23 protein-coding genes are annotated in these 23616 nt (G+C 37.5%); 22 read left to right on the top strand and 1 reads right to left on the bottom strand.

Going from position 1 to position 23616, the window contains the following annotated elements:
* Nucleotides 1–7: 7 nt before the first annotated feature.
* The gene (locus BMY85_RS05510) at nucleotides 8–2059 is read right to left on the bottom strand and encodes a methyl-accepting chemotaxis protein (protein ID WP_092477269.1); all 2052 of its coding nucleotides are present in this window, start codon (nucleotides 2057–2059) and stop codon (nucleotides 8–10) included.
* Between the two features lie 311 nt (nucleotides 2060–2370).
* Between BMY85_RS05510 and hisZ the strand changes: the two genes are divergently transcribed.
* The 22 genes from hisZ (at nucleotide 2371) to cas2 (ending at nucleotide 23346) form a co-directional block, all read left to right on the top strand.
* Nucleotides 2371–3606, top strand: a complete 1236-nt coding sequence (gene hisZ / locus BMY85_RS05505) for an ATP phosphoribosyltransferase regulatory subunit (protein WP_177180654.1) — start codon at nucleotides 2371–2373, stop codon at nucleotides 3604–3606.
* A gap of 59 nt (nucleotides 3607–3665) precedes the next feature.
* Nucleotides 3666–4313: an ATP phosphoribosyltransferase gene (gene hisG / locus BMY85_RS05500; RefSeq protein WP_092477267.1), complete on the top strand. Its 648-nt coding sequence runs from the start codon at nucleotides 3666–3668 to the stop codon at nucleotides 4311–4313.
* A gap of 14 nt (nucleotides 4314–4327) precedes the next feature.
* Complete coding sequence (hisD, locus tag BMY85_RS05495; protein WP_092477266.1) at nucleotides 4328–5617, top strand: histidinol dehydrogenase; 1290 nt, start codon at nucleotides 4328–4330, stop codon at nucleotides 5615–5617.
* Between the two features lie 54 nt (nucleotides 5618–5671).
* Nucleotides 5672–6262 (top strand): imidazoleglycerol-phosphate dehydratase HisB, encoded by a 591-nt coding sequence (gene hisB, locus BMY85_RS05490; RefSeq protein ID WP_092477265.1) that lies wholly within the window; start codon nucleotides 5672–5674, stop codon nucleotides 6260–6262.
* A gap of 10 nt (nucleotides 6263–6272) precedes the next feature.
* On the top strand, nucleotides 6273–7007 hold the full coding sequence (locus tag BMY85_RS05485; RefSeq protein ID WP_092477264.1) for a HisA/HisF-related TIM barrel protein: 735 nt from the start codon (nucleotides 6273–6275) through the stop codon (nucleotides 7005–7007).
* On the top strand, nucleotides 7000–8259 hold the full coding sequence (gene hisIE / locus BMY85_RS05480) for a bifunctional phosphoribosyl-AMP cyclohydrolase/phosphoribosyl-ATP diphosphatase HisIE (RefSeq protein WP_092477263.1): 1260 nt from the start codon (nucleotides 7000–7002) through the stop codon (nucleotides 8257–8259). Before BMY85_RS05485 ends, hisIE begins: the two co-directional genes overlap by 8 nt.
* 11 nt (nucleotides 8260–8270) lie before the next feature.
* Nucleotides 8271–8438: a hypothetical protein gene (locus BMY85_RS15535; protein ID WP_177180653.1), complete on the top strand. Its 168-nt coding sequence runs from the start codon at nucleotides 8271–8273 to the stop codon at nucleotides 8436–8438.
* Nucleotides 8439–8495: 57 nt separating this feature from the next.
* Nucleotides 8496–11135 (top strand): alanine--tRNA ligase, encoded by a 2640-nt coding sequence (gene alaS, locus BMY85_RS05475; RefSeq protein WP_092477262.1) that lies wholly within the window; start codon nucleotides 8496–8498, stop codon nucleotides 11133–11135.
* A 225-nt stretch (nucleotides 11136–11360) separates the two neighbouring features.
* Nucleotides 11361–11537 (top strand): 30S ribosomal protein S21, encoded by a 177-nt coding sequence (gene rpsU, locus BMY85_RS05470; protein WP_092477261.1) that lies wholly within the window; start codon nucleotides 11361–11363, stop codon nucleotides 11535–11537.
* 198 nt (nucleotides 11538–11735) lie between these two features.
* Entirely contained in the window at nucleotides 11736–11951 is a 216-nt protein-coding gene (locus BMY85_RS05465) for a helix-turn-helix domain-containing protein (RefSeq protein WP_092477260.1), read from the top strand.
* A 4-nt stretch (nucleotides 11952–11955) separates the two neighbouring features.
* The gene (locus BMY85_RS05460; protein ID WP_092477351.1) at nucleotides 11956–14055 is read left to right on the top strand and encodes a DEAD/DEAH box helicase; all 2100 of its coding nucleotides are present in this window, start codon (nucleotides 11956–11958) and stop codon (nucleotides 14053–14055) included.
* Complete coding sequence (locus BMY85_RS05455; protein WP_092477259.1) at nucleotides 14052–14699, top strand: DUF2290 domain-containing protein; 648 nt, start codon at nucleotides 14052–14054, stop codon at nucleotides 14697–14699. The genes BMY85_RS05460 and BMY85_RS05455 overlap by 4 nt, the downstream gene beginning before the upstream one ends.
* A gap of 105 nt (nucleotides 14700–14804) precedes the next feature.
* Nucleotides 14805–15173, top strand: a complete 369-nt coding sequence (locus BMY85_RS05450; protein WP_092477258.1) for a YabP/YqfC family sporulation protein — start codon at nucleotides 14805–14807, stop codon at nucleotides 15171–15173.
* 12 nt (nucleotides 15174–15185) lie between these two features.
* A complete protein-coding gene (gene yqfD, locus BMY85_RS05445) occupies nucleotides 15186–16436 on the top strand; it encodes a sporulation protein YqfD (RefSeq protein WP_092477257.1) in 1251 nt (416 codons plus the stop codon).
* Nucleotides 16411–17421, top strand: a complete 1011-nt coding sequence (locus BMY85_RS05440) for a PhoH family protein (protein WP_092477256.1) — start codon at nucleotides 16411–16413, stop codon at nucleotides 17419–17421. The genes yqfD and BMY85_RS05440 overlap by 26 nt, the downstream gene beginning before the upstream one ends.
* Nucleotides 17405–18571 (top strand): HDIG domain-containing metalloprotein, encoded by a 1167-nt coding sequence (locus BMY85_RS05435; protein ID WP_177180652.1) that lies wholly within the window; start codon nucleotides 17405–17407, stop codon nucleotides 18569–18571. The genes BMY85_RS05440 and BMY85_RS05435 overlap by 17 nt, the downstream gene beginning before the upstream one ends.
* 114 nt (nucleotides 18572–18685) lie before the next feature.
* The gene (ybeY, locus tag BMY85_RS05430; RefSeq protein WP_092477350.1) at nucleotides 18686–19183 is read left to right on the top strand and encodes an rRNA maturation RNase YbeY; all 498 of its coding nucleotides are present in this window, start codon (nucleotides 18686–18688) and stop codon (nucleotides 19181–19183) included.
* A gap of 36 nt (nucleotides 19184–19219) precedes the next feature.
* On the top strand, nucleotides 19220–20302 hold the full coding sequence (locus BMY85_RS05425) for a DUF3048 domain-containing protein (RefSeq protein ID WP_092477254.1): 1083 nt from the start codon (nucleotides 19220–19222) through the stop codon (nucleotides 20300–20302).
* A gap of 71 nt (nucleotides 20303–20373) precedes the next feature.
* Nucleotides 20374–20997, top strand: a complete 624-nt coding sequence (locus BMY85_RS05420; RefSeq protein WP_092477253.1) for a BofC C-terminal domain-containing protein — start codon at nucleotides 20374–20376, stop codon at nucleotides 20995–20997.
* A gap of 431 nt (nucleotides 20998–21428) precedes the next feature.
* On the top strand, nucleotides 21429–21899 hold the full coding sequence (locus tag BMY85_RS16170) for a zinc-ribbon domain containing protein (protein ID WP_092477252.1): 471 nt from the start codon (nucleotides 21429–21431) through the stop codon (nucleotides 21897–21899).
* 107 nt (nucleotides 21900–22006) lie between these two features.
* On the top strand, nucleotides 22007–23008 hold the full coding sequence (gene cas1 / locus BMY85_RS05410) for a CRISPR-associated endonuclease Cas1 (protein ID WP_092477251.1): 1002 nt from the start codon (nucleotides 22007–22009) through the stop codon (nucleotides 23006–23008).
* Nucleotides 23009–23019: 11 nt separating this feature from the next.
* Entirely contained in the window at nucleotides 23020–23346 is a 327-nt protein-coding gene (gene cas2 / locus BMY85_RS05405; RefSeq protein ID WP_092477250.1) for a CRISPR-associated endonuclease Cas2, read from the top strand.
* Nucleotides 23347–23616 lie beyond the last annotated feature (270 nt).

The raw sequence follows: 23616 nt of genomic DNA, 5'->3' as shown, positions 1-23616 counted from the left end.
GATCACTTTATTCATGGAACTGTTCTACAATAGTATGGAGCGAGTCTGCATTGTTCTGATTAGAACGTGCCACATCATTGATTGTTTCAGCTGTTAAGTTGGTACGTTCAATCTTTGTAACAATGTCATCTACACTGTTTTCGTTTTCATTGGAAGCGTACTGTACTTTGTCTACCTGTGTCTGGATACCAGTCAAGGACTGGCTGAATTCAGATGTAATTTTATAGATTTCATTAATGGTAATATTTATTTGTTCTACTCCTTCATTGGACTGCTCTGAGATTTTTACGAATTCATGGAATTTTTTCATAACATCCTGTTCCATAAAGGAAAGAATATCATAAAAGCAGTTTCTGATTTGTTCCACATTCTGATTGGTTTCCTTGCAGACCAGCTGGATTTCAGAAGCTGTACGAGAAGAACTTAATGCTAAATTGCCGATTTCGCTGGCAACTACTGCGAATCCTTTTCCAGCGTCTCCAGCTCTGGCAGCCTCAATAGAGGCATTTAAAGAAAGCAGATTAGTCTGTTCCGTAATATCTAAGATCTGGTTTACCATATCATTGATTTTAGAAAGTACACCCAGATTCACTAACGCATTTTCGATATTTTTCTTATTTTCTGAAATCTTTATTTCGGATGCTTCCAAAGAATCATAGGCCAGATTTTTCATGGAATTGGATGTTGCAATAAGCTGCTGGCTTTTGGCATTGCAGTTTTCGGTTTTGCTTAGGAAATGCTGTATAATATTAGTCTGCTGGGTAATCTCATTACAAACTTTTTCAATTGCGAAATTGGTAACATTAATACTTGAAGCTAAAGCCTCTGTTGTAGCAGAATTGTCTTCTACACAAGTAGTTAAGGTTTGGGAAGCATTGCTCATAACATTAGCGGAATTATTTAAAGAATCGGAACACTGGTTTAAAGTGGATACAATGCCGCCAAAAGTCTCATATAGGAAACGAATGGCCTTTGCCATGCTGCTTATTTCATTTTTGCCATTTGCGTATATTTCCAGCTGCTCGGAAGGATGTAAATTCAGTTCTCTTAAGTTAATGATTTCCTTTTCTAAAATATGCAGGGGTTTAATCATTTTGCTGATAAGAAACCAGATGAAAGAAACAATGATAAGAGAACAAAGAAAGCAGAGGATTCCTATTTGGTTAATACTAGAAGATAAAGTGGCAAATACTTCACTTTCCGTATCTGTTAGTACAATTGCCCAGTTTCGTTCCTTTAATATTTTATAAGAAGCAATATAATTCTTTTTATCCGTAGAGGTAAAAGAGAAACAGTGGCAGCCGGAACTGCTGTTTTTTTCTATTCGGTTCAGAATTTTTAAATTATCTTTGTCCTTAATTTCGGTACCAAGAAGAGAAGAATTTTCATTAAAAATGTAAGACTTAGTCTGTAGATTCATTAAAGAAAATTTTGCATTAGGCAATCCTTTGATCTGCAAAGAATCTAGTACCATTTTTAATGTGTCTGCAACAGGACCGCCTCCAACAAAACCTAAAGGTGTTTTGCCGTCTTCATCAAAAACTGGATAGTACATAGAGAGTATCAGCTTTCCTGAAGAGGGAGATGTGATAATTCCAGTATTATAGATTCCGTTTTTTTCAATCATAAGATCTTGAAGTTCCTTTAATTTGGTTCCCTCCCGAAAACGTATGCCGACCGTTTTTTCATTGGAGTGGGCTAGTACATGCGTATCCCATTCTGAAAGATATAGTCCTTCCCATTGATTCAGGTTTTGGAAGAAACTTTTCGTATAAGCTTCTGCCTTTTTCTGTAATACAGGATCATTGGGATTTTTTAAGAGTTCTTTAATACAAGGGGCTTCGCTGTAAGAAATAAGCTGAGATTCTGAATTCGATATGTATTCCTGAATAATGCATTCTTTTGCTTCAAGAGAAGTTTTCATGTTGCTTGTTGCGGAATCTTCAATGATATCGCTTAAGCTGATGCGAGTGAAACCAAACAATAAAATCATGCAGAAAATTACAGCCGACGAAGTTGTAACTGCGATAGCAAAACTTAGTTTACAATTTTTAAACATAATCGTTTTCCTCCGTTTTTATTCACTTGTATCTCTTTTATTATAACAAATATATTAGAAAAGTAAATCATTAAGTGAAAAAAATGTATTTGTAAAACAGACCTGTGAAAACCTGGTTTCTATAGGCAGAAGTAGACACGCCCTAAAAAGTAAGGTAAAATAGAAAACACGAATTACCATGAATGTTTTCTGGTTGACAGCAAAAACGAATTTATATATAATAGCCTTAGATTTTTGATTAGTAGCAAATTATCAAATTAATGTTTTAATGTGATAAAGCGATAAAATGTACTGCATGAATGGAGGTAGCTATGAGCTATAAATTTTCAGAACATAAAATTGAGCAAAGCGTATTACACATTCCGGAAGGTGTTCGAGATATTTATAACGGAGAATGCAAACAGAAACTTTCTATTGAACAGAAAATGCATCAGGTGCTTCACTCTTACGGATTTACAGATATTCAGACTCCAATGTTTGAGTTTTTTGATGTATTCAGCAAAGAAAGAGGTACTATTGCATCCAGGGAAATGTACAAGTTTTTTGACCGTGGCAATAACACTCTTGTACTGCGCCCCGATATGACACCAGCAATTGCCAGATGTGTAGGAAAATATTTCAAAGAAGAAGAACTGCCGCTGCACCTTTGTTATAAAGGAAGCACATTTATTAATACAACCAGTTACCAGGGAAAACTGAAAGAAACTACACAGCTTGGTGCAGAGTTAATTAATGACGGTTCTGTAGACGCAGATGCGGAAATGATTGCATTAACTATCGAGTGTCTAAGAAACGCAGGATTAGAAGAATTTCAGGTGGAAATCGGTCATGCACAGTTTTTAAATGGAATTATTGAAGAAGCCGATTTTGATGAAATGGAAACGGAACAGTTAAAAGAACTGATTCAAAAGAAAAATGTATTTGGTGTAGAAGAATTAGCAGAAGGAAAGAAACTTCCTGAGAACCTGAAAGAACTATTCTTTAAGATTACAGATATGTATGGCAATATCGAAAATATTTCAAATGCAAAGACATTAACTTCCAATGAACTAGCCATTAAGGCAATTGAGCGTCTGGAAGAATTATATGCCATTTTAGACAGTTATGGTGTAAGCGATTACATAACCTTTGATTTAGGGCTTTTAAGCAAGTACAACTACTATACCGGAATCATTTTTAAAGCTTATACCTATGGAACAGGAGAACCAATCGTTAAGGGTGGACGTTACGATAATTTAATGAAACAATTTGGAAAAGAAGCTCCAGCTATTGGACTTGCCATTGTAGTGGACCAGTTAATGACAGCCGTAGATAAGCTTAATGAGAAGGATGCAGTGAAGGAAGAATCCTATCTGGTTCTTTATGAAAATGAGTGCAGAAAGAAAGCAATTGATTATGCGAAAAACTGCCGTTTAGAAGGAAAAGAAATTCAGCTGACCCATAAAGATCCAAACTTTACACTAGAAGATTACAAAGCACATGCAAAACGTATGGGCATTGCGCACATTCTGTATATGAAAAATGAAAGTTCAATGGAACAAATGTAGCAAGAAATGAAAAAACAGAGGTAAAGAACAGGCTGGCAGCCATCAGAAAGGATTGTATTATGGATAGATATTTGACATTTGCCCTGGCAAAAGGACGTATAGCAAAGCAGACAATGGGTTTTTTAGAGCAGGTGGGCATTACTTGCGAAGAAATGAAAGATCCATCTTCAAGAAAACTTATTTTCTGTAATGAGGAGTTGAAATTAAAGTTTTTCCTTGCAAAAGCCACAGATGTTCCAACATACGTAGAATACGGTGCAGCGGATATTGGCGTAGTAGGGAAAGACACTATTTTGGAAGAAGGACGCAAAATGTATGAAGTGCTGGATTTAGGCCTTGGAAAATGCAGAATGTGCGTTGCAGGACCTAAGGAAGCAGAAAAACTGTTACATAGCGGAGAGTTAATCCGTGTAGCAACCAAATATCCTCACATTGCCAAGGATTATTTTTATAACAAAAAGCATCAGACAGTGGAAATCATCAAATTAAACGGTTCCATCGAATTAGCTCCAATCGTTGGATTATCAGAAGTAATCGTAGATATCGTGGAGACAGGTTCCACTTTAAAAGAAAATGGACTTGTAGTTTTAGAAGAAGTCTGCCCATTATCAGCAAGAATGGTAGTAAATGAAGTCAGCATGAAGATGGAACATGACCGGATCAAAGATTTAGTAAATGGTTTAAAACGTGTTATTGACGGACAATAGAAAGGGTGTTAAACATGCGTATCGTTGAATTGACAAAAGAAGCCAAAGAAAATATTCTTGAAAATTTATTAAAGAGAAGTCCTAACAATTATGGACAATATGAAGAAACAGTAAAAGACATTTTAGCAGATGTGAAAGAAAAGAAAGACAAAGCAGTTTTTGAGTATACGAAAAAGTTTGATAAAGCGGATATTACTGCACAGAATATCCGTGTAACAGAAGAAGAAATAGAAGAAGCTTATGCACTAGTAGATGACAGTCTGGTAGAGGTTATCCGCAAGGCACTGGCAAATATCCGTGATTACCACATGAAGCAGAAACAGTACAGCTGGTTTGACACAACACCGCAAGGAACCATGCTTGGCCAGAAAGTAACACCGCTTGAAAAAGTCGGTGTATACGTTCCAGGGGGAAAGGCCGTTTATCCTTCCTCCGTATTAATGAACATTGTTCCTGCAGCAGTTGCTGGTGTAGACAAAATCGTTATGACAACACCTCCAGATGCAGAAGGAAAAGTAAGTCCTAATACCTTAGTAGCAGCAAAAGAAGCTGGTGTTCAGGAAATCTATAAAGTAGGTGGTGCCCAGGCAATCGCAGCATTAGCTTATGGTACAGAATCTGTTCCGAAAGTAGATAAAATCGTAGGACCAGGCAACATTTTCGTTGCACTTGCCAAAAAAGCAGTATATGGCCACGTAAGCATTGATTCTATTGCCGGACCAAGTGAAATTCTTGTAATTGCAGATGAAACAGCCAATCCAAGATTTGTGGCAGCAGATCTGTTATCCCAGGCGGAACATGATGAAATGGCATCTGCAATCCTGATTACCACAAGCAAAGAACTTGCAAAGAAAGTATCTGACGAAGTAGATGGATTCTTAAAGGTTCTTTCCAGAAAAGAAATTATGGAAAAATCTTTAGAAAATTATGGATACATTTTATTAGTAAAAGATTTAGAAGAAGCAGTTGAAGCTGCCAATGAAATTGCTTCTGAACATTTAGAAATCGTTACAAAAGATCCATATAACCTGATGATGAAGATTCGTAATGCAGGAGCTATTTTCTTAGGGGAATACAGCAGTGAACCATTAGGAGATTATTTTGCAGGACCAAACCATGTACTGCCAACCAACGGAACAGCGAAATTCTTTTCACCTTTAAGTGTGGATGATTTTATTAAGAAATCCAGTATCATTTCGTATTCCAGAGAAGCCTTAGAACCAGTCCATAAAGATATTGTTCAGTTTGCAACGTCAGAAAAACTGACAGCTCACGCAAATTCTATTGCTGTCAGGTTTGAATAATGCTATTCTATAAGCATAGTGTTAGAGAATTTTCCGTGAGAAAGGATTTTGGGCATGAACGCAAGATATGCAAAAGTTGTTCGTACAACAAAGGAGACAGATATTTCCCTTGAGTTAAAAATAGACGGTTCCGGTATCGCTGACATAGATACCGGAATTGGTTTTTTTGATCATATGTTAAATAGTTTTGTAAGACATGGTTTCTTTGATATGAACCTGACAGTAAAAGGAGATCTGGAAGTGGATTCCCATCATACGGTAGAGGATACTGGAATTGTTTTAGGACAGGCCATCAAAGAGGCTATTGGAGACAAAGCAGGTATTAAAAGGTTCGGGTCTTTTTTGCTTCCAATGGATGAAAGCCTGGTTATGTGTGCATTGGATTTGTCAGGAAGGCCATTTTTGGTATACGATTTAGATTTGACAGTTGAACGTCTTGGAACAATGGACACAGAACTGGTGAAAGAGTTTTTCTATGCGGTTTCCTATGGCTGCGGAATGAATCTGCACATCAAGCAGATTCATGGCTCTAATAACCACCATATTGTAGAAGCCGCTTTTAAAGCATTTGCAAAAGCGTTAGACGAGGCTACAAAATATGATGACAGGATTGATGGAGTTTTATCAACCAAGGGGGCACTATAGGAGGTAGACTATGAGAGTTATTCCAGAAATCAGCATCATGAATGGACACTGCGTAAAACCGTTAAAGGGCAGTTTTCAATATTCGGAGATTATATCCCATTCCCCACGAAAGGTTGCAAAGATGTTGGAAGAACAAGGGGCAGCTTATATACATATACGGGATCTGGATGGTATTCTGGCAGGCCATATTATGAACCAGGAAGCCATAAGAAAATTAATACAGCAGGTATCCATTCCAGCAGAGTTACATGGTGGAATATCTTCTTTAAAGGAAGTTGAGAATGCAATAAACCTCGGAGCCAGAAAAGCAGTGCTAGAGCTTAACAATGGCAAAATGAATTTTATAAAAGAAGCAGTAAACTGTTTCGGGGCAGACAAGATAGTCGTGGCAATTCCAAATAGGCAGGGAGTGGCAAACAGTCATTCCGTAGAAAAAAACAGCATTGGCCAACTGGAAGAAACTGTGAAAAGGCTTGATGAAATTGGTGTCAGGACCTTAGAGTGTGAAGGTCTGCTGGGAGATGTATATACATTTGCAGCAAATCTTGAATATTTAAGCAGCATCGTGAAAAATTCCCAGCTGAAGGTAGTAGTCAGCGGGGCAATTGGTACTATAAAGGATCTGGAATCGGTACACAATGCAGGATTAAACGGTGTCATTTTAGATGATGTATTATATGAACGGAAAATTGATTTAAAATATGCAATGGAACTATTTGATAGAGGAGCTGGACAAGATGAATAATAAAAAAATAATCCCTTTTATAAATGCAGAAAATGAAATGGAAAGCAGTGTAGTAGAATTAGCATCCCAATATGCATTAAATGGAGCAGATGAACTTTTTATTTATAATTATGCGAAAGATGAAGCAACAAGAGAAGAATTTATCGCAACATTAAAAAAAGCCGGGAAGAATATTGATATTCCATTTATCGCAGGATGCTATGTAGAAAGATTTGAGGATGTGAAAAAAGCACTGTATACAGGTGCATGTGCGGTAGTGGTGAAAAAAGAAATTTTAAAATCACAGGAAGCGGTACTGGAAGCTTCTAAGCGTTTTGGAAAAAACAAACTGTTCTTAGAATTGTCTGAAGAGGAATTCTATGATACTGACGTAAAACAGGATTTAGAAAAAATGGAGATTGGCGGACTTGTATTAAAACATGTAAATACAGGCGATAAGTTAGAGAATGCACTTATGAAACTTGACACACAGGTTATAATAAGAGATAGCTTAGTTCGTAATGATCTGCTTACATTATGCTCCTATGAACAGGTGAAGGGAATATCTACCAATCATTTTGAAAATAAGAGCATTATGAAAGTAAAACGTTCTCTTTTGGCAGAGGGTGTGCCTGTAAATGCCTTTGAAAGTGCCGTTCCTTTTAGCGAATTCAAATTAAACAAGGATGGAATGATTCCAGTCGTTGCACAGGATTATAAGACAAATGAAGTTTTAATGGTTGCATATATGAACGAGGAAGCTTATAATAAAACAGTTGAGACAGGAAAAATGACATACTGGAGCCGAAGCCGTAATGAGCTTTGGTGTAAAGGTGACACTTCTGGCCATTATCAATATGTAATGGAACTGAAGCTGGATTGTGATAAAGACACCATTCTGGCCAAAGTCCACCAGATAGGTGCAGCTTGCCATACAGGCAATCGTACCTGTTTCTTTACAGACCTGGTAAAGAAAGAATTTGATAATGTCAATCCATTGATGGTCTTAAATGAAGAATATGACATTATAGCAGATCGTAAGAAAAATCCAAAAGAAGGTTCTTATACGAACTATTTATTTGACAAAGGTATTGATAAAATCTTGAAAAAATGCGGCGAAGAAGCAACAGAGATTGTAATTGCTGCAAAAAATCCTGAGGCAGAAGAATTAAAATATGAAATTTCAGATTTTCTATATCATATGATGGTTCTTATGGTAGAATGTGGTGTAGACTGGAATGATATTATGAAGGAGTTAGCAAATCGCAGATAGGAGGTATTTGTATGGCGGTTTTAAAAGCAATAACTGGTTTTTTTATGGATTTTAGATACTTATTAACAGCAACAGGTTACTTTGTGCTTAAATTCCTTTTCTTCGGAGGAGTTGCATTCATTGGTACAATGCTTGGCATTCTGTATCGTAAAAAGAAAAATGTCGAAGAACAGGCTTAATAAAAGAAAACCGTTCTTTGTAAAAACAAAATAGAGAAATTGTCCGGGAGGATTCACATGAAGAAATACGGTGTAAACGAATTACGTAAAATGTATTTAGACTTTTTTGAAAGCAAGGGACACTTGGTTTTAAAAAGCTTTTCCCTTGTTCCGCAAAATGATAATAGTTTATTATTAATCAATGCTGGGATGGCTCCGCTAAAGCCTTACTTTACAGGCCAGGAAATTCCGCCTAGAACCCGTGTTGCTACCTGCCAGAAATGTATCCGTACAGGAGATATTGAAAATGTAGGCAAGACAGCACGTCACGGTACATTCTTTGAAATGTTAGGGAACTTCTCATTTGGTGATTACTTCAAAACAGAAGCAATCCACTGGTCTTGGGAATTTTTGACAGAAGTAGTCGGGTTAGATGCCAGCAGGCTATATCCATCTGTATATGAAACAGATGATGAAGCATTCCGTATCTGGAACGAAGAAATCGGGATTGCAAAAGACCGCATTTTCCGTTTCGGCAAAGAAGATAATTTCTGGGAACATGGTGCAGGCCCTTGTGGTCCATGTTCGGAAATCTACTATGACCGTGGAGAAGCCTACGGCTGTGGAAATGAAGGCTGTACAGTAGGCTGTGACTGTGACCGTTACATGGAAGTATGGAATAATGTATTTACTCAGTTTGAAAACGATGGAAAAGGCAATTACACAGAACTGACTAACAAAAATATTGATACAGGTATGGGTCTGGAAAGACTTGCAGTTGTTGTGCAGGATGTAGATTCTATTTTTGCTGTCGATACCATTAAAGCTTTGCTTGATAAAGTCTGTGAGCTTGCAGGCTGCAGATACAAAGAAAATGAGACAAAAGATATTTCCCTACGTCTTATTACAGACCATATCCGTTCCGTAACCTTTATGATTTCAGATGGCATTATGCCTTCTAACGAAGGAAGAGGATACGTTTTGCGAAGATTATTACGCCGTGCTGCACGTCATGGAAGGCTTCTTGGAATCCAGGGCAAGTTCCTTGCAAAATTAAGTGAAACAGTAATTAACATGTCCAAAGACGGTTATCCGGAACTGGAAGAAAAGAAAGCAATGATCTTTACTGTTTTAACAGAAGAAGAAGACAAATTTAATAAGACAATTGACCAGGGCCTTGCAATCCTTGCTGACTTAGAAGCAAAATTAACAAAAGAAGGAAAGAAAGTATTAGACGGTCAGGATGCCTTTAAATTGTATGATACTTATGGATTTCCTCTGGACTTAACAAAAGAAATTCTAGAAGAAAAGAATTTCCAGGTAGACGAAGAAGGCTTCCAGAAAGCCATGAAAGAACAGAAAGACATGGCAAGAAATGCTCGTAAAACTACAAACTATATGGGTGCAGACGTTACGGTATACCAGTCAATTGATGCTGCTATTACATCTAAGTTTGTAGGTTATGACAGATTCACACATGATTCCAGAATCTCTGTTTTAACAACAGAAGATGCATTAGTGGAAGAATTAACAGAAGGAAGTACAGGAACGATTATCGTAGAGGAAACTCCTTTCTATGCTACTATGGGTGGCCAGAAAGCGGATATCGGTGTGATTACCAATGGAAACAGTGCATTTGAAGTAGAAGATACTATTAAATTGCAAGGTGGCAAAATCGGACATGTAGGAACTGTAAAAGCTGGTTCATTCAAAGTAGGGGAAACAGTTACTCTTACAATTGATGAAGCCAACAGACAGGACACCTGTAAAAACCACAGTGCAACTCATTTATTGCAGAAAGCACTGCGTATGGTTCTTGGCGAGCATGTAGAACAGGCTGGTTCTCTGGTAACAAAAGACAGGTTACGTTTTGACTTTACACACTTCCAGGCTTTAACCAAAGAGCAGATCCAGCAGGCAGAAGCAATCGTAAATGCAGAAATTGCTAAGAACGTAGATGTGGTTACACAGGAAATGTCGATTGAAGAAGCGAAGAAAACAGGTGCTATGGCATTGTTCGGTGAAAAATACGGCGATGTAGTACGGGTTGTAAAAATGGGGGATTTCAGTATTGAATTATGTGGTGGTACACACGTGCCAAATACAGGCGTTATCTCCAGCTTCAAGATTGTATCCGAAGCAGGTATTGCAGCTGGTGTTAGAAGAATTGAAGCTTTAACAGGCAAGGGTGTAATTGCCCATTTCGAGGAAATGGAAAGAGAATTACATGAAGCAGCCAAAGCAGCCAAAGCAGAACCGGCGAACCTGACTAAGAAAATTGAAGCGATGTTAGAGGAAATCAAACAGTTACAGGCTGAAAATGCAAAATTGAAAAACAGGCTTGCAAAAGAAGCTTTAGGTGACGTTTTAGATCAGGCTGTAGAAGTAAAAGGCGTAAAAGTCCTTGCTGCAAGTGTTCCCGATGTAGATATGAATGGACTTCGTAATTTAGGAGATCAGTTAAAAGAAAAATTAGGAAGCGGTGTTGTTGTATTAGCATCCTCTCTAAATGGCAAAGTCAGCGTATTAGCTATGGTTACGGATGATGTAATGAAGAAAGGTGCCCATGCAGGCAACCTGATTAAGGCAATTGCATCTTGTGTAGGCGGTGGCGGCGGTGGCCGTCCTAATATGGCACAGGCTGGCGGCAAGAACCCGGCAGGCATACCAGAAGCAATGGAAAGCGTTGCGAGGGTATTGGAAGGACAACTACAGTAATTTATATATAAATGCTGCATGTGGGTAATAACTGGTGTTTAAACGGGGGAATAGCACACGGCATAAGCACCAGTCTATAACATGATTTATTAAAAGTTCGGAAAAGTTATAAAAAGCAGTTGACGAATACAAAAATTGTGTTATAATCTTAATAGTGCTATTTAAAATTACCCAAACAGTTGTAAAAGCACAATACACAACTGGAGGGAGGTTAGGTGTGAGACTATGTCAAATGTTGTCGTAAAAGAAAACGAAACGTTAGATAGCGCTCTACGCAGATTCAAAAGAAACTGTGCTAAAGCAGGTATCCAACAAGAAATCCGTAAAAGAGAGCATTATGAAAAGCCAAGCGTAAGACGCAAGAAGAAATCAGAGGCTGCTCGTAAACGTAAATTTCAATAATTGAATTATAGAAGAATAGCAGAAACCCTTTGAAGGGCAGGTTTATGGATCTGTTTTTTAAAGGGTTTTTTCGTTTGCCATAAAAAAGACGTGTGATATTTTATAATGAAAGGTATTTGTATTGACATTAAACACGCAATGCGTGTATAATGATTTAGAGATATTATGATTTCATAAATAAAAAATGGAGCAGAAGGAATGGAGAAGAATGAATACCTTTGTGAGTTGCGAAAAGCAACGAAAATGAATCGAAGAGAATTCGCAGATTATTTTGGAATTCCATATAGAACAGTTCAAGACTGGGAATTATGTAAAAGAAGCATACCGGAATATCTGCTTCGCTTAATAGAGTATAAGTTGAAAACAGAGAATATGATAAAAAAAAGCATTGTGGAAAAAAATGAGGAAAGGTGAGAAAGTGTTAAATATAATTAGAGGTGTTAGTAGTAAAATTGAAGTGGCAGAAAATGTAATAAAGATACTGAAACAAGTAGTAGAGGAAGGGTATGTTTACATTGGATATCCTGTTCTTGGAAGTTTTGAGGGGAAACTTAAAGTTGATGTTATGCTTGTGAGCAGAGCTCATGGATTAGTGATATTTGATATTGAAATGGGCAATCAAGAGTATAATAAAGAAGAGGAACAAGATATATTGTATAACAATATGGAATCAAGATTAAAAAGATACCATTCACTAGTAGAACGAAGAAAATTGAAGGTGGACATAAATATAATAACTTTTGCACCTAGATGGAAAGAGGCATCTGAGTTTGTCTGTACAAATGACCAGCAGTTAAGACAATGTATAGAAAATATTTCATGGGAATCGCCAGAGTATTATTATAAATTATTAGAGTCTATTCAGTTGATTTCGCAAATTAAGAAAAGAGGAGGAAGAACGTATGTACAAAGAGAGGACTCTAAAGGGGGAAAACTACGTAAGATTGAAGATCAGATTTCTTGTTTAGACAAAAGCCAGAGCAGTGCAGTAATCGAAACGGTGGAAGATGTTCAAAGAATTAGAGGATTAGCTGGCTCAGGAAAAACAATCGTCCTTGCGTTAAAAGTTGCCTATTTATATACAGTTTATGATAATAAGGTTATAGCGGTTACATTTAATAGTCGATCACTAAAACAGCAATTTAAAGAGCTAGTTACAAATTTTGTTATTGAAAATACAAATGAAGAACCTGACTGGAGTAGAATTAAGATTATACATGCGTGGGGAAGTTCCTATTCAGAGGGCATTTATTATGATTTTTGTAAAAAGAATAATCTGAAGTATTATGATTATAATGAGGCAGCACAAAAGTTTGGAAGGAACAATGCATTTCATGCTGTATGTAAAGAGGCGTTTTGTAGTGTAGAGGATCCGGTTAAGCTATATGATGTTATTTTAGTAGATGAGGCACAGGATTTATCGGATTATTTTCTTCAAATGTGCTATAAATCATTGCCAAAGGATAAGAAAATGCTTATATACGCATATGATGAGCTGCAAAGTCTTGATGGAAATAATTTGGAGTCGCCAGAAGTGATTTTTGGAGAAACAAATGGAAGACCAAATGTTGTATTAGATAATGTGGATGGAAAATATCAAGATTTGGTGTTGTCAAAATGTTATCGAAATTCTAAACCTATATTAACTACAGCACATGCATTGGGATTTGGAATATATAGGAAAGAATGTGGTGATGAAACGAAACTTGTACAGCTGTTTGAAGATGTGCGCTTATGGGAGGATATAGGCTATAAAGTTGAAGAGGGAGTATTATCAGCAGACCAAGATGTTGTATTAACGAGAACGGAAGAAAGTAGTCCAAAGTTTCTGGAAGAGCATTCAGATATAGACGATTTAATTATTTTCAAAAAATTTTCTGATGTAAAACAAGAGAGTCAGTGGATTGCAGATGACATTGTAAAAAATATTAAAGAAGATGAGCTGAGATATAAGGATATTATGATTATTCATCCAAGACCTCTTGGAATGAAAGAATATGTTTCTGATATCAGAATTCTGCTTTTAAATAAAGGCATAAAGTCTCATATAGTTGGTTTGAATACAAGTCCAGATAATTTTTTCCAAGACGATTCCATTGCAATATCTCAAATATATCGTGCAAAAGGAAACGAAGCTGCAATGGTATATTTAGTGAATGCAGATTTGTGCTTCGATGGAATAAATCTAGCAAGTAAAAGAAATATCATATTTACAGCAATGACACGTTCAAAGGGATGGGTTCGGGTTACTGGAGTTGGTGAAAAAATGAAAGGTCTAATAGAAGAATATGAGAAAGTGAAAAATGCTGGTTTTAAACTTTCATTTAAGTATCCGAATGAAAATGAATTAAAAAAGATGCGTATTATTCATAGGGATAAAACACGAAGCGAAATACAGAGTATTTCTGATTCAAATGCTAATATTGGTGAATTTTTGAAAAAGCTAGAGAATGAAGAAATACGTCTTGAAGATATAGATCCTGCTATATTACAAGCGCTTAGAGAGGTCATAAAATGAAAATAATGAATCAGTTAAAGGGGGAAATACAAGGTATTACCCTTGAGTTAATTAAATGTGGTTTAGCAATGGAATTCAATATGCCCATAATTCAAAAGAATGAAATTCTTTGGGAAAAGCATACTGACATTTCGCGATATTTAAAAAATTATAAATATCCTGACATTTATAAAGAAATAAATAATTTGAAAAATTATAATTTTATGTTGCCTGATGGTGGAATATTTCAATTAATGTATAGAATCGAAGGAAATGAAGTTGCATCTCATAGGTTAGCATATTATCCGTCACCTGATTTTGAGATGTATCAAAACGATCCTTCAATTTATGAAGAAGATGAAATATACGGAGATATTCTAAATCGCAGTGTGCTTCCTGTTATTATTAGGGCAGACTACAATAAGGATGATGTAATAAGCAAAGTTCATCATCCTTATTCGCATATTACATTGGGGGAGTATAAGAATTGCAGAATTCCAGTTAATAAACCAATTTCACCTTTGTCCTTTGTGAATTTTGTATTAGAGCATTTTTATGCTGTACCTACACAGATGTGGGAATATAATTATACACAAAAGGCACAGGTAAAATTCAAAGAGCATATACATAATCGTGATATGGAAAGAAGCAGGTTTCAATTTTAATATATTATAAAACGCATGAAAACAACCTCAATCTTCATACAATAGAAGTAGTATATCTGCCGAAACCCTCGGAAGGTATCAGTATGACAGAGTGAGGTTTTTGTTATGGAACAAAAAATCAAATCCAACCATAAACGATTTAAGAAGAAACAGGAAAAAGCAATTTACTCCAAGTTTGAAAATAAATCAAAAGACCGGATAGAACTAGAAAAACAAAGTTATCTGGAAAGCCTTTCAGAAAACTTAAAGCTGCCAGCGGACTTGTTAATGGGCGTACCAGTTCTGACCGTTACGGGAAGCAGTCAGCTCTGTCTGGAGAATTATAAAGGGATTATTGAATATACAGGAGAAATCATTCGAATCCAGACCAAGAAATGCCGGATTCATATTGAAGGCAAAAATCTGAACATTGATTATTTTACAGACGATGAAATGAGAATATCAGGTAAGATTATGCGTATTGAATATTGCTAAGGAGGTCTTTGCATGCTTATCCGTTTCTTTAAGTGGTTTCGGGGATATCTGCTGGTGCAGTTAAATGGATATTCACCAGAACGATTTATCAATTTATGCAGAAATCGAAATATCCTAATCTGGGATATGCACAAAGCAGAAGATGGTTACCAGTGTTATATGACACTGAAAGGATTTCGAAGCATTCGTCCCATCGCCAAGAAAACCAGAACGAAGGTGCGGATTCTTAGAAGGTTTGGAAGGCCATTTCTGTTTCATAAGATGTTTTGCCACAAAGGTTTTTTGCTTGGAATATGTATCTTTGGTGCCATTTTGTATGGCCTGTCACTATTTGTATGGGATATTACGCTGGAGGGAAACTATAGTTATACGGAGGATGTTATTTTCCGTTATTTAAAAGAAATATCAGTAGAACCTGGAGTTATGAAGCGACATCTAAGCTGTCAGGAAATAGAGGAATCTATACGGAAGAAATATCCAGACATTGGCTGGGTGTCTGCTGAAATAAAAGGAACCAAACTGAATCTGAAAATTGTGGAAACTAATATGCCAGTACCATATGAAACATCGGATGAACCGTGTCACCTGGTTGCAAGTCATGATGGGGTGGTGTATAGTATTATCACAAGACAAGGAACTCCAGTATTCAAAAAAGGAGATCCTGTCAAGAAAGGTGATATTATCGTATCAGGGGTAATAGACGTAATTTTAGATAACAGCGAAGTCATTAACAAAGAACCTGTTGTTGCCGATGCTGATGTTTTGATTGAAACTGCATACCAGTATAAAAAGGTTGTTCCAGTTGAATATACCGAACATACTTATACTGGCAGGAAGAAAAAAGTATATTCCATTTTCCTGTTTGGCCATACACTGAATATACAAAATCCTTTGAAAAAATTACATTCTGGGAAAAAGTATGATATAATAACGTGGGAGAAAAACCTGAATCTGACCCATGCCTTTGTATTGCCATTAGGTATAACCAGCAAGACTTATAAAGAGTATAAAGGTACACCAGCTGCTTATACTAAAGAACAGCTTATAGAAAAGCAGAACGCATATTTTTCATTATATGTAGAGAAGCTTAAAAAAGCAGGCGTGCAGATAAAGGAAAACCATGTATCAATCAGGATGGATAAAAAGAACTGCGTTACGTCAGGAACTCTAACGGTGTTAGAACCTGTATACGAAACGAAAAAAATAAATGAAACCGAGTGGAGGATCACAAAACCAGATGAGCATAGTGGAAACGATAATTGATATTCCAGCAGAACACGAGAAAAATGTATTTGGGCAGTTCGATGCCTACATTAAAATGATCGAAAGGAATTTAAATGTCACCACAGTCTCCAGAAATGGGGAATTAAAGCTAATTGGAGATGCAAAAAAGGTGGCAAAAGCCAAAAGCGTATTTTTAAAACTGGCAGAACTGTCTGAACGGGGCAACACCATTACAGAACAGCTGGTAGCCTATGCACTTTCTTTATGCGTAGAAGATAAAGAAGGGGCAATTGTAGAAATTGATTCTGACTTAATCTGTAATACGATTCAGGGAAAACCCATCAAGCCAAAAACATTAGGCCAGAAAAGCTATGTAGACCAGATCCGCAACAAGATGATTGTATTCGGCGTTGGGCCTGCAGGAACAGGAAAAACCTATCTGGCTATGGCAATGGGAATTACCGCATTTAAAAATGACGAAGTCAGCCGTATTATTCTGACACGTCCAGCCATTGAAGCAGGAGAAAAGCTGGGATTCCTTCCAGGAGATTTACAAAGCAAGGTTGATCCGTATTTAAGGCCGCTGTATGATGCCTTATATCAGATTATGGGGCCAGACAGTTATGCAAAAAATATGGAAAAGGGACTGATAGAAGTGGCTCCTTTGGCATATATGAGAGGACGTACTTTGGATAATGCCTTTATTATTCTGGATGAAGCACAGAATACAACACCAGCCCAGATGAAAATGTTCCTGACACGTATTGGATTTGGTTCCAAAGTGGTTATCACAGGAGATTTATCCCAGAAGGATTTACCACAGGGCCAGGTATCCGGTCTGGACCATGCTTTAAAAGTATTGTCAAGAGTAGACGAAATCGGGGTTTCACAGCTTACAAGCCAGGATGTTGTAAGACATCCGCTGGTGCAAAAGATTGTAAAAGCTTACGATGCATATGAAGAAAGAACCAGTCAACGAAAAAAACAAAGAGCAAAAAGAGGAAAATATGAAGAAAAGAAATAAAATCTTGAGCACGGTTTTAACGCCGTGCTTACAATTTGTATTAATGAACAGCCTGCTTATCATAGGGATTTCCATTCTGGCGGGCGGCCTGTTAGGGGTTACATATGGAAACATTGGAAAAATGATATTCTGGAACATAGAGTATATGTTTGTACTTGCGTTATTTTTAGAAGTATTTGAGTGGGGAAAACGGCTCCCTGCCAAAAAGATGGTACTGGCAAGCGTACTTTATGCCGCATCCTTTTGTGCGGTCTGGTTCTCTGCTAACTGTCAGCTATTAAATTTCTGGATGCTTGGTGTCCTGCTTGCAGGTTTTTTCATTCCGAAAGAATTAGCCATTGCATTGCAGATTATCTTAACCATTTCTTATTGCATGATCAACGAACTGCCAGTGGAGACATTTATCTGTTACTTCACATTTGGAACATTGATCTTATTGCTGGAAGAATTTCTGGACAGACTGCAGAATACAATCGCCATTCTAATAATTGGTGTTACAACAAATATCGCATTTTTAATTCTGCTTCAGGATTTTGAACTGGCAATGTCAGCAGACGTAGTGCTGGAGCTGGTTAGTACAGCAGTAACGATTCTTTGTCTTTGGGGCATTCATATATATTTTGATCCAGTGAAGAAAATGAAAAAGAAATCAGCCAGCCTGCTGGAAGAATCTTTAATGGATCAGTTGAATGAGTATTCCAAAACTATTTACCGGCACAGCTTATATGTAGGAGAGGTTTCCAGAGAAGCGGCAAAACAGATTGGTGCAAATGAGGAAATAGCCTATAAGGGTGGCTGTTATCACGAAATTGGGCGGATGAGAGGAAAAGATTACATTGCCTGTGGAGTGGAAATCCTGACAGAAGCAGGGGTTTCCAAAGAAGTAGTTGACGTGGTGAAAGAACATAACATCCACAAGGACAAGCCAACTTCCAAGGAAGCAGCAATTGTAATGCTGGCAGACAGTATTATTACTACTATCCGTTATTTAAGAACAAAGGAACCAGATAATAAAGTAACAATGGAAGTGGTGGTAAAATCCATTTTCAAGAAGCGCAGGGAGATGGAAATGTTCACGCAGACGGGATTGCCGGAGCAGGAGTTAGAACAGTTACAGCAGTATTTTATTGAAACGTTCAAAGAAAAATAGAAAATTTTGCTTTTCTTGTATGAAAGTTCTGGTATAATAAACCTGATAAATGTACAGAATACAAGGGAAAGCAGGATATGAAGAATTATCCTGTATTTGAAAGGTTTGGGAATCATGACAGTAAACATTGAATACGAAACAGAAAAAGAGTTAAATATTCCTTACGAGGAAATCATCAATAAGGTAATTAACGAAGCGGCTGATTATGCAGAGCTGCCTTATGAAGCGGAGCTGAATGTATTACTAACCGATAATGAAAGCATTCATCAGATAAATCTGGAGACAAGAGAGATGGACCGTCCTACGGATGTGCTTTCTTTTCCGGCATTAGAGTACAATGAACCGGGAGACTTTTCGATAATTTCAGAAGATTCCTATGATTTTAACCCAGATACTGGTGAGCTTATGCTTGGTGATATTGTGATTTCCGTAGAGAAAGTCATAGAACAGGCCAATGCTTATGGACATAGTGAGGAAAGGGAACTTGGATTCCTTGTTGCACACAGCATGTTGCATTTGTTCGGATATGACCATATGGAAGAGGATGAAAGAATCGTTATGGAAAAGAAACAGGAAGAGATTCTTGCAAGATGTAATATTCTTCGAGGATAGAATCATGTGAATATAAAAAACAATTGAGGTAGATGTATGAAGAAAAAAATAAGACTGGTTTACATGGTGCTGCTGGCAGTTTTGTGTCTGTCAGGCTGTAGGAAAAGCAAAACAGCTGATAAAGACGCAATTGTTCCAGTTGAGAAAGTAACGAAGATACCCGACATGGCTTCGCCATCCCCAGCTGTGAAAGCCGATAAACACAAAGGCCAAGTCAGAAGCTGGCTGACAGGAGAATGGGTAAGCAAAAAACTTGCAGGCAAAAGGCCTTATGCCATTATGATTAATAATATTAAGGCTGCCAGTCCCCAATGGGGTACTTCACAAGCGTCTATACTGTATGAAGCAGTTGTGGAAGGCGGAATTACAAGAATGATGGGCATTTTCCAGAACTTTGATTCCAGAAGGATCGGATCTACAAGAAGTGCAAGACATTATTTTGTAAGCTTTGCAGATGAGTATGATGCCATTTACGTGCATTTTGGACAGACCAAATATGCTGCTGCCAAGATAAAAGAATTAGGTGTAAACAATTTAAGTGGATTATCCTCACTTGGAGATACGGTATTTTACCGTGACCCTAGCATAAAAGCACCACACAATGCATTTACAAGTGCAAAGGGTGTGAAGGATGGAACCAAAGCGGCGGGTTACCGTACAAAGCTTCGGGACAAGGTGAACAAGTTCCAGTTCCATGCAAGAGATACAGGTATTGAGGGTACATCAGCTAAGAAAGTAACCTTAGGCTACTCAAGCTACACACAGCCTTATTTCACGTACAATGAAAAGACCAAAAAGTACGAACGTTATCAGTTTGGCGAGAAACACATTGATAAATCCACAGGCAAGCAGCTTGCATTTAAAAATATAATCATTCAGGTTGTAGAGGAATGGGATATTGATAAAAATGGATACCAGACCATGGATATTAATAATACGACTGGCGAAGGGTATTATATAACCGATGGAAAGGCTGCAAAGATTACCTGGAAGAAAAACGAAAAGAACAAAGAGCGTGTCTATTATGATGAAGACGGCAAGGAACTTAAGTTAAATACCGGAAAAACATTTATTTCTATCTTTCCGAAAAAACGACTAAGTACTTTATTAATTGCATAAAAAAATATGTATAAAAGTGGCATATTTGGTTATCCTTTTAATGAATAAGAACAGGAATGGAGGTTCGTAACATGAAAAAGGCAGCTATATATGCCATTTCTTTTCTTAGTTTGTGCGTGCTGCTTACTACGTGCTATTTCGTAAGTTATCGTTATGCTTTACACAAATTTGAACGGAATGGGACTAAGGAGGATACTGTAAAGGCGCAGTCGGACACAGGTGTCCGTAATGTATCATCCAGCCAAAGCTCGGCAGTTTTGCCAGATGCGTCTTATGTAGAACAGGTTTATGATATGGCAACTGATAAACTAAAGGAAAAGAATGAAAATATTCCAAATGATTTTGTAGGACTTACAAGGGAACAGATTATCACCCGCCTGAATGTATATATGCAGAACAAGTCTCTTGAGGAGTATAATAAAGGGCTGGTTTCCTGGACGCTAGAAAGCTTTTCTCCTAGTAAAGTAGTCGTTAAGAAAACTTATAATAGCCAGGGGATTTTATATAAATATTATATGGTTCTTGAGGATGATCAGGTAGTGGTGTATTATAGTGATAAAAAAACGGTCTATGATAATGAGACAGGCCTGGATGCTGGCAGCCTGTTAGAAGATGAAAAAAGAGAATTGATGTACGGAATCTGGATTAAAGATGAAGATGAACTGTATAGCGTGCTGGAAAGCTATACCAGTTAAATGGAATAAGAGGCTTTGCTAGACAAATAAGCTTGCTTAATGGAAAAGGAGTTCCTGTTTGAAGCAGGAACTCCTTTTAGACTGCTTTGGTCCATAACTGGATAATATATAGATGGTTCGTTGTGCTGTCAGGTGGCTATGAAAGGAACAAAGAAAAGTTGTGCAAAAATTTTAAGGAATAAGCAAGAAAGAATCCCTATCTTTGGAATACTTGTACCATTTATGGAATATATTTGGTTGCGAGAGGGTGCTTTGTCTGCTAAAATAGTTGATAACCCATACTTTGTGTGGGAGGAACAAAAATACTGCTAGAAGCAGTTGAAAGGAAACCGTACAGTGGATGGTGTAAATCAGAATTTGGCGGAGAGAATCGTACATAACAGGATTAAGGAAATGCGATGGATAAAACTTATAAATAAGGAGACAGAAGGATGAGGAAGATGATATGTAAACAGTGTGGTAAAGAATTTACACTAGAAGAACCGGAGATTACGTTTTATCAGGATAAGGGGCTGGATTTGCCAAGGAGATGTAAGGAATGCCGCAAGCAGAATAAGCAGCAGAGCAGGAGAAAGCCAGGGGGAAGACCTGGAGCAGGAAAGAATGGCTATAAAAATGGATATAAGGGCGGCTACAAGACTGGATATGGAAATACATACAGAAATAAAAATAATGGAGGGTACCGTCCGCAAGGAAATAATACTTCTTACAAGGCAGAGCAGGAGACAAAGAGTTCAGAAAACAAGGCATATGCTAAGACAGAGAGAATAGCCAGTGTACATAAAGCAGAGGCAGAACAGACAAAGCCAGTTATGGAAAACAGCGGAAAAGGATACTATCTGTTCGGGGTTATTCTGGCTGCTTTGGTTTTGTGTGGAATTTTAGCGTGGCGTTTGTTATGATAGCTGCAGAAAGGAAGTATACAGTCTAGTAAATTTTTTTTATTTTCCAGTTATATAAACCTTCCAACTTGCCCATACTCCAACTATCAAAACTAAGGGAGGCAGCTATGAGCTATCTGTATATCAACGAGAACGGTTCCACCGTAAGCATGGAAGCGGGTTATTTCATTGTGAAAACACAAGATGATCAAATCAAGAAAATACCCAAAGAAACACTGGAAGCAATCGGGCTATTTGGAAATGTCAGTTTGACAACACCCTGCGTAAAAGAATGTCTTAACCGTAAAATTCCCATTTGTTATTTTTCATCGAGCGGTTATTATTTTGGAAAATTGGAATCTACAAGAAACTGGAACATTTTTCGGCTGAAGCAGCAGATCCACATGTCTGAAAATCCAGAATTTACGCTGGGGTTTTCCAAGAAAATCATAGGTGCTAAGATTCAGAACCAGATTACCATTTTGAAACGTTATAACCGTAGCGTAAAGGCTGTGATTGACAATGAAATTATTCGGATGAAAAATTCCAGCCAGAAATTGAAGATTTGCCAGTCTATAGAACAGGTACTTGGTCATGAGGGAAATGCGTCACGAAGTTATTTTCAGGCAATTGCAAAAATGATAGAGCCAGAATTTGCGTTTGATGGGAGAAATCGAAAGCCACCCCAAGACCCGTTTAACGCTATGATAAGTTTTGGTTACACCATTTTGATGAATGAGATTTATGGAGAGCTGGAGAACAGAGGACTGACACCGTATGGAGGATTTATGCACCAAGACAGGGAGAGGCATCCGACACTTGCCAGTGATTTGCTAGAAGAATGGCGTGCGGTCATTGTGGATTCCACGGTGCTGTCCATGATTCAAGGTCATGAGGTATCAGCAGATGATTTTGAGAAAGAAGAAAATGGTGGCATCATTTTAAAAAAGAGGGCAAGGCAGCAGTTTTTGAAGAATCTGGAAGCAAAAATGCATGGGGAAATGAGTTATCTTTCATATGTTTCAGAGCGAACCAGTTTCCGTAAGGCTATCTGGCTCCAAGTAGGTGAGCTGGTCAAGGCAGTTGAGAAGGGTGACTATCAGCTGTATGAGCCGATTCGGGTAAGGTAGGGTGATGGAAAATGTTGACTGAGGAAGAAGAGGCACTGTTTGATGTGGGGCAGGAGGAGCGCAGTATCAAATACCGGGTACTTGTGATTTATGATATAGTAGAGGACAAGCGTCGCAATAAATTCGTAAAGTTTGTTTCTGGCTTCGGATTCCGTGTGCAGAAATCGGCTTTCGAAGGAAAACTGGACAAGCTGCTTTACCGCAGGCTGCTTGAAGGAATACCGCTTAGAATCACCAGTGAAGACAACGTGCGGGTTTACAAGCTGAGTAATAACGGTGAGGTTATGAGCTGGGGTGGTGTAAATGATGTTAGCTTGGAGGATGTCATTATCATGTAGTGTTTGAGCAAGGTGCTATGGATTTTTATGATTATACAAGAAGAAAATGATTTTACTATTGAAATATTTCTTTATTATGTATAAAATAGATATGAATTAGTAAGTAGGAATATTGAAAAAAAGTTTAGATAGATAAAAATGACAGATTATTCCATTTTTGCTCCGCATAAGAAATGACAAGGGATTGACCTATATTGTTAGTGGAAAATGCGGTTTAGAAAACGGAATAATCATTTTGCCCCGCAAACCACATTTTGAAGTCAGTAATAG

Source organism: [Clostridium] polysaccharolyticum (assembly GCF_900111595.1).
GTDB classification, from domain to species: domain Bacteria; phylum Bacillota; class Clostridia; order Lachnospirales; family Lachnospiraceae; genus Clostridium_AI; species Clostridium_AI polysaccharolyticum.
This window is presented reverse-complemented; position numbering and strand designations above follow the sequence as displayed.

Coding starts and splice junctions, on each gene's coding strand:
- hisZ (WP_177180654.1), top strand. CDS start 2,371: ATGAGCTATAAATTTTCAGAACATAAAATTGAGCAAAGCGTATTACAC.
- BMY85_RS05510 (WP_092477269.1), bottom strand. CDS start 2,059: ATGTTTAAAAATTGTAAACTAAGTTTTGCTATCGCAGTTACAACTTCG.
- cas1 (WP_092477251.1), top strand. CDS start 22,007: ATGAGCTATCTGTATATCAACGAGAACGGTTCCACCGTAAGCATGGAA.
- hisD (WP_092477266.1), top strand. CDS start 4,328: ATGCGTATCGTTGAATTGACAAAAGAAGCCAAAGAAAATATTCTTGAA.
- hisB (WP_092477265.1), top strand. CDS start 5,672: ATGAACGCAAGATATGCAAAAGTTGTTCGTACAACAAAGGAGACAGAT.
- BMY85_RS05450 (WP_092477258.1), top strand. CDS start 14,805: ATGGAACAAAAAATCAAATCCAACCATAAACGATTTAAGAAGAAACAG.
- BMY85_RS16170 (WP_092477252.1), top strand. CDS start 21,429: ATGAGGAAGATGATATGTAAACAGTGTGGTAAAGAATTTACACTAGAA.
- BMY85_RS15535 (WP_177180653.1), top strand. CDS start 8,271: ATGGCGGTTTTAAAAGCAATAACTGGTTTTTTTATGGATTTTAGATAC.
- BMY85_RS05465 (WP_092477260.1), top strand. CDS start 11,736: ATGGAGAAGAATGAATACCTTTGTGAGTTGCGAAAAGCAACGAAAATG.
- hisG (WP_092477267.1), top strand. CDS start 3,666: ATGGATAGATATTTGACATTTGCCCTGGCAAAAGGACGTATAGCAAAG.
- BMY85_RS05485 (WP_092477264.1), top strand. CDS start 6,273: ATGAGAGTTATTCCAGAAATCAGCATCATGAATGGACACTGCGTAAAA.
- yqfD (WP_092477257.1), top strand. CDS start 15,186: ATGCTTATCCGTTTCTTTAAGTGGTTTCGGGGATATCTGCTGGTGCAG.
- BMY85_RS05420 (WP_092477253.1), top strand. CDS start 20,374: ATGAAAAAGGCAGCTATATATGCCATTTCTTTTCTTAGTTTGTGCGTG.
- BMY85_RS05440 (WP_092477256.1), top strand. CDS start 16,411: ATGAGCATAGTGGAAACGATAATTGATATTCCAGCAGAACACGAGAAA.
- ybeY (WP_092477350.1), top strand. CDS start 18,686: ATGACAGTAAACATTGAATACGAAACAGAAAAAGAGTTAAATATTCCT.
- BMY85_RS05455 (WP_092477259.1), top strand. CDS start 14,052: ATGAAAATAATGAATCAGTTAAAGGGGGAAATACAAGGTATTACCCTT.
- BMY85_RS05425 (WP_092477254.1), top strand. CDS start 19,220: ATGAAGAAAAAAATAAGACTGGTTTACATGGTGCTGCTGGCAGTTTTG.
- rpsU (WP_092477261.1), top strand. CDS start 11,361: ATGTCAAATGTTGTCGTAAAAGAAAACGAAACGTTAGATAGCGCTCTA.
- hisIE (WP_092477263.1), top strand. CDS start 7,000: ATGAATAATAAAAAAATAATCCCTTTTATAAATGCAGAAAATGAAATG.
- alaS (WP_092477262.1), top strand. CDS start 8,496: ATGAAGAAATACGGTGTAAACGAATTACGTAAAATGTATTTAGACTTT.
- BMY85_RS05435 (WP_177180652.1), top strand. CDS start 17,405: ATGAAGAAAAGAAATAAAATCTTGAGCACGGTTTTAACGCCGTGCTTA.
- cas2 (WP_092477250.1), top strand. CDS start 23,020: ATGTTGACTGAGGAAGAAGAGGCACTGTTTGATGTGGGGCAGGAGGAG.